This is a genomic window from Streptomyces phyllanthi, from assembly GCF_009377205.1.
Taxonomy (GTDB): domain Bacteria; phylum Actinomycetota; class Actinomycetes; order Streptomycetales; family Streptomycetaceae; genus Streptomyces; species Streptomyces phyllanthi.
Genome location: NZ_VJZE01000829.1, coordinates 1 through 2,057 on the forward strand (window position 1 = coordinate 1; position 2,057 = coordinate 2,057).

Genomic DNA, 2,057 nt, shown 5'->3' on the forward strand with positions numbered 1-2,057 from the left:
GTGCGGGGGTGGTGGGAGCGGGGCCGGGCACTGGGAGCGGCCAACCCGCTGATCGTCGACATCGGGATCGCGCTCCTGGTCCAGGCGGCGATGACGATGCCGTTCGTGGTGCCGCGCCCGCCTGAGCTGGAGCCGGCGACCTGGCCCGCGTACGGGCTGTCCGCGCTCACCGTGGTCCCCCTGGTCTGGCGGCGGCGCGCTCCGGTCGCCGTGCTGCTCGCGATTCTGGCGGCCAACGCCCTGTACAGGCTCACCCTGGACGGGCCCGGGCAGCCGCTGCCGTACACCGGGCTCGTGATCGTCTACACGATCGCCGCGCTGTCATCGCCGCGCAAGCGGCTGGCCACGGGACTTCTGCTGCTGGTCGCCGTGCCTGTGGGGGTGTGGCTCAACACCCGGTCGGCGCGTGAACTGACCTTCTCCGTCTTCGTGTTCGCGGCCGCCTATGTCTTCGGACGGCTGACCGATGCCCGCCAGCGGGCGAACCGGGTCGAGGCCGAGCAGGCCGCGGCGCGCGAACGGGCCCGGATCGCACGGGAGATGCACGACATCCTCTCCCACGCGGTGAGCCTGATGATCGTGCAGGCGGAGGCCGGGCCGGTGGCGGTGCGTACGGCTCCGGAGAGGGCGGAGGCCGCGTTCGACGCGATCTCCGAGACGGGCCGGGACGCCATGACCCAGCTGCGCCGGATGCTGGGCGTGCTGCGCGAGGACGACGCGCCGGGAGGCGCCCCGCGCGAGCCGCAGCCGGGCCTCGCGGATCTGCCCGATCTCCTCGACCGGGTACGGGCCAGCGGTCTTGAGGTCGTGTACGGGACCGCGGGGCGCACACGGCCGCTGCCGGACGCGACCGGGGCGACCGTCTTCCGGATCGTCCAGGAGGCGCTGACGAACACGGTCAGGCACGCGGCCGCCCGCACCGTTTCCATACAACTCACCTATGGGGAGAGCGACTTGTGCATTGAGGTGGCGGACGACGGACGAGGCCCGCAGCCCGGCTCCGGCGGCGGCCACGGACTCGTCGGGATCCGCGAGCGCGCGGCGGCACACGGCGGTACAGCGGTCACCGGACAGGGCCCGGACGGCCGGGGCTTCCAGGTGCAGGTTCGTATCCCCGTACCGTCACCGTCCGTGGCGGAGGTGGCGCGTTGACGATCCGTGTGGTGGTGGCCGACGACCAGGAGCTGGTGCGCAGCGGCTTCGCGATGATCCTTGACGTCCAGCCGGACATGGAGGTGGTCGCGGAGGCGGGTGACGGGGCCGAGGCGGTCGAGGCGGTGCGGCGGCACAGGCCCGATGTGGCCCTGCTCGACATCCGGATGCCTCGCGTGGACGGCATCGAGGCCTGCCGCGCGATCAGTGCGGCAGGCGACTGCCGGACGGTGATGCTGACGACCTTCGACTCCGACGAGTACGTGTACGAGGCGCTGCACGCGGGCGCGAGCGGTTTCCTGCTGAAGGACGTCCGCCGGGACGATCTCGTCCACGCGGTACGGGTGGTGGCGCAGGGCGACTCGCTGCTCGCGCCGTCCGTGGCCCGGCGCCTGGTCGAGCAGTACGTCCGGCCCGCCGCCCGGCCACGGCGGTCCGATCCTCGCCTGGACGTGCTGACCGGGCGGGAACGGGAGACGCTGCTGCTGCTCGCGCGGGGCTTGTCGAACGCCGAGATCGCCGCCGAGCTGGTCGTCAGCGACCACACGGTCAAGACGCATGTCGGCAACGTGCTCGCCAAGCTGGGTCTCCGGGACCGGATCCAGGCTGTGATCTGCGCGTACGAGACGGGCCTCATCGCGGCTGGTGATCCGGCCGGTGATCCCCCGCCCGGGGGACCGTCCCGGCCCGGTTCCTCCCCCGCTCCGGTGAGGAACTGAGCGCGGGAGACCGCCTGCGCAGGCGATCCGCGAAGAATCAACGGTCACAAGGATGGGGCCATCAAGGACAACGGCTCACACCCACGGAGTTGACCATGAAGAGCACGACCCGCACGCTGCTGGCCGCCGCGCTCGTCCTGGGCGTCGCGACGGGGCCGGCCGTCCTGCCGGCCGTCGCGTCCGCCC

The 2,057-nt window shown here is 72.5% G+C and carries 2 protein-coding genes; both read left to right on the forward strand.

Annotated elements, in window-relative coordinates:
* A partial coding sequence (locus FNH04_RS45330) for a sensor histidine kinase (protein ID WP_228032049.1) occupies positions 1 to 1,152 on the forward strand: 1,152 nt, incomplete at its 5' end.
* A complete protein-coding gene (locus tag FNH04_RS45335; RefSeq protein ID WP_152792049.1) occupies positions 1,149 to 1,871 on the forward strand; it encodes a response regulator in 723 nt (240 codons plus the stop codon). The genes FNH04_RS45330 and FNH04_RS45335, both read left to right, overlap by 4 nt.
* The last annotated feature ends 186 nt before the right edge of the window (positions 1,872 to 2,057 follow it).